7 protein-coding genes are annotated in these 6,711 nt (G+C 35.2%); 5 read left to right on the top strand and 2 right to left on the bottom strand.

Annotated elements, in window-relative coordinates:
* Window positions 1-945: 945 nt before the first annotated feature.
* Window positions 946-1,833, top strand: coding sequence for a 3-deoxy-8-phosphooctulonate synthase (gene kdsA / locus HE1_RS02640; RefSeq protein WP_052567260.1), 888 nt, complete (start codon window positions 946-948; stop codon window positions 1,831-1,833).
* Window positions 1,834-1,900: 67 nt separating this feature from the next.
* Here the strand turns inward: kdsA and HE1_RS02635 are convergent, their stop codons facing one another.
* Both HE1_RS02635 and HE1_RS02630 read right to left on the bottom strand, forming a co-directional pair.
* Window positions 1,901-3,079, bottom strand: coding sequence for a glycosyltransferase (locus HE1_RS02635; protein WP_162531204.1), 1,179 nt, complete (start codon window positions 3,077-3,079; stop codon window positions 1,901-1,903).
* The gene (locus HE1_RS02630; protein ID WP_006288082.1) at window positions 3,079-3,690 is read right to left on the bottom strand and encodes a superoxide dismutase; all 612 of its coding nucleotides are present in this window, start codon (window positions 3,688-3,690) and stop codon (window positions 3,079-3,081) included. The genes HE1_RS02635 and HE1_RS02630 overlap by 1 nt, the downstream gene beginning before the upstream one ends.
* A 483-nt stretch (window positions 3,691-4,173) precedes the next feature.
* On the opposite strand from HE1_RS02630, the gene HE1_RS02625 reads away from it, so the two are divergent.
* From HE1_RS02625 to HE1_RS02610, 4 genes are all read left to right on the top strand, one after another.
* Window positions 4,174-5,040, top strand: coding sequence for a 3-deoxy-D-manno-octulosonic acid transferase (locus tag HE1_RS02625; protein ID WP_084490951.1), 867 nt, complete (start codon window positions 4,174-4,176; stop codon window positions 5,038-5,040).
* Complete coding sequence (locus HE1_RS02620; protein ID WP_035544405.1) at window positions 5,034-5,513, top strand: 3-deoxy-D-manno-octulosonic acid transferase; 480 nt, start codon at window positions 5,034-5,036, stop codon at window positions 5,511-5,513. Before HE1_RS02625 ends, HE1_RS02620 begins: the two co-directional genes overlap by 7 nt.
* 364 nt (window positions 5,514-5,877) lie before the next feature.
* The gene (locus HE1_RS06445) at window positions 5,878-6,081 is read left to right on the top strand and encodes a hypothetical protein (RefSeq protein ID WP_052567258.1); all 204 of its coding nucleotides are present in this window, start codon (window positions 5,878-5,880) and stop codon (window positions 6,079-6,081) included.
* Between the two features lie 319 nt (window positions 6,082-6,400).
* A partial coding sequence (locus tag HE1_RS02610; RefSeq protein WP_035544401.1) for a transposase occupies window positions 6,401-6,711 on the top strand: 311 nt, incomplete at its 3' end.

The raw sequence follows: 6,711 nt of genomic DNA, 5'->3' as shown, positions 1-6,711 counted from the left end.
CTGCTTTTTCTTTTTCTGCTTTTTCTTTTTCGGGAGTATTTGCTTTAGAATTTTTTGCTCTGGTCTTCTAGAAAACACGCTATCAGACACGGTCAACGTCAAAAAGCCAAATTATTAGTTAAAAAAAAATTTTTTTTCATTATGTATATTCATGGCTAAAATTCACAAATATATGATAATAAAAAAAAGATTAATTTATTATTTTTCTGATTTTTTTTCAATAAAAACAAAGGTAAAAATTTCGTTATGTAAAAAAAAAAAATTCGTTCTTATGCCCAACCTTAAAAAATATGAAATGATTATATTACTTTTCTGTTAAAAAAACCAAAAAATGGTGCCAGTGCAATAATACAAAATTATTTTTTTTAAATTTTAAAGAAGTATTTTTTTTTTTAAAAAATTTTTAGCATAGATGTTTTAATAGTTAATCCTATGCAAAAAATGTATTCTAAAGCTATCTTTTATAAAAATAGCTTTTAAAAAATTGCTTTTATTAGCAGCACCAAAGCGCTTCGCTCTTTACTGCTTCTAACCTAGCTTTCATTTTTACCTCTACATCTTTCCAGGTTTCTTGAGATATACCATCAATAAACTTTGGAAGGGTTGGATTGGGTTTGGGGGTTGGATTGGGTTTGGGGGGTTGGATTGGGGTTTGGGGGTTGGATTGGGTTTGGGGGTTGGATTGGGTTTGGGGGTTGGATTGGGTTTGGGGGCTGGTGTTGGTTTTAAGTCAGGATCTTTCCTAGCATTCAGCACACTGCTAGAAAACAATGCTAAAATCACCGAAAATATTAAATTTTTTTTATTCATGCTTTATTTTATGACTAAAATTTACAAACATATGATAATGAAAAAAAATTAATTTACTGTTTTTTTTTAAAAACGCTTGAATTCATCATTATCATACCGTAAAATTGATGAAGTTATTTTGTTTCTTGATTTTTCATGAAATTAAAGTGTTTGAATATTCCTGCTAAGGAAATTTGTGTGCATCCTAATGTTACTTTTTCTAACTGTTCTCCTTTTGTGCTGATTGCAGGCCCGTGTTTGATGGAAAGTCGGGAATTAGCATTTGAAATTGCAGAGACTTTAATGAATATTTGCAAAAAGTTAAATATAGCTTTTGTATTTAAGGCATCCTTTGAAAAAGCCAACAGAACTGGAATAAAAGGACGTAGCACTTTATCTTTTAAAGAGGCGCTTGACGTTTTTTCCGATATTCGCTCTGTCTACGGATGCCCGGTGATTACAGATGTTCACGAACCTCATCAGTGCCAACCAATAGCTGAAGTTGTAAATATCTTGCAAATTCCTGCGTTTTTATGCCGTCAAACCGAACTATTAAAAGCAGCGATCAAAACCGGTGCGGTGTTGAATATTAAGAAGGGACAGTTTTTGTCTCCTCAAGAAATGCTTAAGGTTCATGAAAAAGTTTTGGCATTGGGCGGAAGCGTTCCTTTGTTGTGCGAACGAGGCGCATGTTTCGGTTATAATCGGCTGGTAAGTGATATGCGAAGTTTACGGATTTTAGCTTCTAGGGGAAACCCTGTTATTTTTGACGCAACTCACTCAGTACAACTTCCAGGAGCAGGGGAAGACACCAGCCTTGGAGAACGCTGGTTCGTCGAACCATTATCAAGAGCAGCAATTGCTGTTGGAATAGCAGGTTTGTTTATCGAAACTCACCCAAATCCAGATCAAGCACTTAGTGATGGACCTAATATGGTTCCATTAGAAGAGGTTCAAAATTTTTTACTTCCCCTTATAGCGTTAGATCAGGTTACAAAACAATGGCCCTACCAAAATTTTTCTATTCCCCCTTTGCCTGGATAAGTTTTCTCTTATCAAGAGTGGGCTAAATTAGTCAATTTAAAAATTTTTAAAAGGTTAAATCTGTGTTTTAGTGCCTACAGAAAGATAGTACGTTTTGATACATTGTATAATAATTATTAACGCATTGCTTTAGGGTGAACAGTGTGTCAACTGTTTTTTGTGCAGATTTTCCAATATTAGATCGCTGAACAGGATCTGAGATTAAAAGCGCTAAATGTTGCGCCATAACACCTGTCTGCCCTACGGGAACTAAGTACCCATTTTCTCCAGAGATTATGGCGTCTTTATTTCCCCCCACATCTGTTGCCACAACTGCCAACCCTTGAGCCATTTTTTCTAATAAACTATTAGAAAACCCCTCTTCGTGGGAAGGGAATACTCCCATATCTGCATACTGTAACAAAAAAGTGGAATCACTAATTTCCCCTAAAAATCTGAAATGTGCTTCCAAACCTTGATTTTTAATTTCATTTTTCAAACAATCCACGTACTTATTGCAATCTCTTCCGGCCAATAAAAAGCAAAAATTACAGCACTCCAAAGACACCAAACTTTTCGCAACAAAAATCAAATCATGATGTCCTTTATAGGCCATAAAATTTGCAACATAAGCAATTTTAACCCAGTTTAAAGGAACTGTTTGAATTTCCAACAATTGTGTAGTTTCTTTTTGTAAGGAGTACGGCCTTACAGGAAGCCCATTAAAAATTTTACATACCTTTTGAAAAGGAACTCCTTCTTCAATCAGCTGTCGGCAAACTTCAGAACTGTTCCCCAAGGCCAGACAAACGCGCTGATGCAAAAATTTTTCTAATTTTCTCAGCACATATCGATGCTCTGAATAAAAATTCAAAGCACGCCGACTCATCAAAAAATGCTTGACTTTTTTATTTAAAAGACAAGCAAATCCAGCACTGCAATAAGCGCTAGGCAAAAATGCGTGAAGGATATCCACCCCCATAGATAAATGTTTTCTAAGGCACAATGTTCCTTGAATCCATCTGCGAACTTTTCCATATCGATCAGAGTTAGAAGAAAGTAAGCACGTCAAACCTATGCCTTGTTCCTTAAATAAAGGCCCCAAAGCTCCACTGTGATGGTGTAATATAAAAATGTGAACAGAAAACCATTTTTTCAACTCGGGAAGGAGAGATAAAAGATGCATTTCGCACCCTCCTCGATCTAATCCTGGAACCACATAAGCTATTTTAGGTTTGGTTGTTGTGCTAAAAAAATCGTTATTCATTATAAATTTTTGTACTGTTTTTCTGCAAAACTCCAATCTAAACATCGCAATACTTTTTCCAAATAATCCTTTCTTTGGTTGTAGTAATCTACATAATATGCGTGTTCCCACAGATCTACTGTAAGCAAAGGGCGCTTTTTAGGAAATTCTATCCAAGGTAAATACGCGTTAGAAGTCGTTACGATCTCTAATGTATTTTTCTCTTCGTTGCAAATTAACCACATCCACCCGCTTCCAAACTGGGCCACTCCTTGATGAACACACTGCTCTATAAAATTTTCGAAGGTTCCAAAAGTTTTTTCCATCTGTTGAGATAAAACTCCTAACCCCCAAAAATTTCTTTCCGAAAAGGAAGTTAAGCTCTTCCAATAAAAATCATGAGCAATAATTTGTGCACTATTATTAAAAATTGGCCAGTGTTGCTCGTAATAACTTTTTTTTGCAACCTCTTCCAAATCCAATCCAAAATAGGAAGGATTTTGAGATATTAACTCATTAAGCTTATCCACATACCCCTTGTGGTGACGCTGGTAATGAAGTGTTAAAATTTTTTCAGAAAGCGCTGGTTCTAGCGCATTAAGTTCATAAGGCAGATCCATAAGAGAAAACACAAAAAATATCCTTTAATCCAACGCGTAGAAAAATATTTTATCCTAATATATCAAAAAAATCCAATCAAAAATTAAGCGTGTATTAGGGCGCTTTCTTGGGGTGAATCTCCAGTGCGTTTAGATAGAATTAAATCAAAACAACAAAACTACAATAAAACTAATTTTTAAATATAGTGTGGATAGTTTGGTATCAAAGATGTAAAAATTGGGCAACAAAAAATTAATAAAAGAAGGTTGCCCACTGCCCCTTAAAAAGCCATAATTCAACACAGATTCTTTTTGTATTTTCCGTCACAACTCCATCGTTGTCTTTGGTTAGGTGCTATTTTAAGTCGGATTAATTGATTCTTTGGACTAATAAACATAAAATTGCAATGCTCCGATATTTACGAATCTCTCATAGTGGTTTATTTTTAGGTAAACGATAAAGGCAAACCAAAAATTTCATCGTGTTTCCTGGCAGCTTTTTTAACTAAAAATTTTATGAACCATCATAGCCACACCTTGCCTCCCCGCCCCGCTCCTTCTTTATTTTTTCGCAGTGTAATGAAGCTTTACAGTATTTTTTCCGTTGGAGCGATTCCCTTATTTTGGATTATTGCTAAGAAACGTCTTAATGCTAAAAAAGAAGATCCAAAAAAAGTACAGCACCGATTTGGAATCACCAATGTGCAGCGTCCCAAAGGCCCCATTATTTGGCTTCACGCAGCAAGTATAGGAGAAACCCGAATGGCACTAAGTATTGCATATAAGATTCTTCAAGATCATGAAAAGTCTTATATTCTTATCACAACTCAAACGCTGGGGGCACAAACCATTGTTGAAAATATCCCAAGAATCATTCACCAGATGGCTCCTTTTGACAGTCGTGTTTACGTAAAGCGTTTTTTTCTGTATTGGCGCCCTTCTTGCGCTTTTATTTTGGAATCAGAGCGTTGGCCTAACCTCCTTTACGAAGCCTTTAAACACCACATTCCATTAATTGGAATAAACACTCATGTTTCTGAAAAAAGTCTACGCCGTTGGAGCATCTTAAAACTATTTTTTTCTGAATTACTTGGACTTTTTTCTGTTTGTTTTACGCCCTCTAAAAAAATAAAAGAGTACTTAATGCACGCTTCTTTTGGAAAAGGTCTCATTCATTTATCCCCTTCCTTAAAATATGTTTTACCTTCTACTGTTTGTGCAAATACGCATAGTCCAGAAAAATTTTCTTCAGTATGGAGTAAAAAAAATCTTTTTTTAAAGGACATCTCTATTGGCTTGCTTCTTGCATTCACGTTTGTGAAATTCCGATTATTCTTAAAATTCAAAAAAATTTATCAAAACAGATTCCTAATCTTTTGTTAATTTTAATCCCAAGACACCCCGATCGATTTACAGATTTTCCTAAAAATACAGCCTATCGGTCAAAAGAAGACTGCATTTTAGAAAAAACATCTTTGTACGTTGTTGATACTTTTGGAGAAACTCAAAAATTCTATCAAAGCGCTTCATTTTGCGTTCTGGGAGGCTCTATTACTCCTGAAGGGGGGGGGCATAATCTCATAGAACCTGTTGCTGAAGGGTGTGCCGTTATTCATGGCCCTTATTTCCACCATTGTCCAGAACTTTATTCAGCGTTTATAGAAAAAAAAGCCTCTTATCTTGCAAAAGATGTACAGACTTTGACAAAAATAATTCAAAATTTTTTAATTATTCCCCAGAATTCTAAAATACAATCACAACGTGCTTACGAAGTATACTGTTCTACACAAGAAGAAATACATAGTTATTTAGATTATATTTCTTCTATTTGTAAAGAAATAATTGTAAAAAAATAATTTATTTTAAGTCTTTTTGTTCTGATAATTAATTTAGGACGTGGGGGGGGGTAACATAAAATGAAAAATTTTTGGGAGCACTAGAAGCTCTTTTTAATATGTGTTCAAAACGAATTAAGAATGAAAAATTTTTTGCTTCTTTATGAAAATATCAAACTCCCCCTCACTTTTTTTGAAGGGGCTTTAAAAGATCTGAAAGAGAGGCTATTTTATTAAAAATTAACAACAATGTTTAATGCAAATGAACCTTCGTACTTATCGATCAGCGAAAAGTTCAGCATCCTGCGCTGATCCACAAGATGAACGCTTCACCTTCAATAAAATCCCAGCTTGAACGCGTCAGGCGTTTTTTTTAAAGGACAAGTTGATTGATTCTGGACTCTTCTCAAAAGCCTTGATATCAAGCATTTGGGAGCCAGTTCCTAACATGCATTTAATGCTCGATGGCGCTAATTGGAAGTTTGAAACGCAGAATATCAATTGTCTCGTACTAGCTGTTAGAGTTGGAAAGATTGCATTTCCTTTGTTTTGGAGCATGCTTGATCACCAGAAAAATTCGCACACCTAAGCACACATCAGTTTATTAAACCAATTTTAGGAAATCTTTGGGGTCGATAAAATTCTCTCCTTTTCAGCTGATCACGAATTTGTGGGAAAAGATTGGATCACTTATTTGTGTGACTTATTTGTGTGACTTATTTGTGTGACTTATTTGTTTGACTACAAGATCCCTTTTTTATCCGTATAAAAGATAATCCATTGGCCAACTTCGGCACTTCTAAAAAGCCTTTGAAGGATTTTTTTACTCACCTAAATACGGACGAAAGCCGCCATCTGCAACATGCTGGATGATCCTAGGGGGTTTATCGTAGGTAAAAAGATTAAAGATGCGTACCTTGTCATTTGCTCAAGATAAAGACCGGGTACTAAACAAACAAAGATGGGATATTGAACGGCTGTTCAGAACTATGAAAACGCAAGGGGTTAACTTTGAAAATACCCCTATGAAAGATTTGGGAAGACTTTCCAAACTTATGACCATTGTCGCTGTTGCTATTTTATACGCTTCTATAACGGGCCTTACACAAGAAATTGCTTACAAAAAAACAGTCAGAGCGCCTTTCTATTCATCTTTGTATTCATACTTCACAAGGGGATTCAGGTGGATCAAAGATAAACTCTTATTCTTTGATTTCAG

Source organism: Holospora elegans E1 (genome assembly GCF_000648275.1).
Classification (GTDB): Bacteria; Pseudomonadota; Alphaproteobacteria; order Holosporales; family Holosporaceae; genus Holospora; species Holospora undulata_A.
Note: the sequence above shows the minus strand (reverse complement) of the source record. Positions and strands in the feature narration are given on the sequence as shown.

Excerpts from the sequence above, each read along its gene's own strand:
- kdsA (WP_052567260.1), top strand. The coding sequence starts at position 946 with ATGAAATTAAAGTGTTTGAATATTCCTGCTAAGGAAATTTGTGTGCAT.
- HE1_RS02635 (WP_162531204.1), bottom strand. The coding sequence starts at position 3,079 with ATGAATAACGATTTTTTTAGCACAACAACCAAACCTAAAATAGCTTAT.
- HE1_RS02625 (WP_084490951.1), top strand. The coding sequence starts at position 4,174 with ATGAACCATCATAGCCACACCTTGCCTCCCCGCCCCGCTCCTTCTTTA.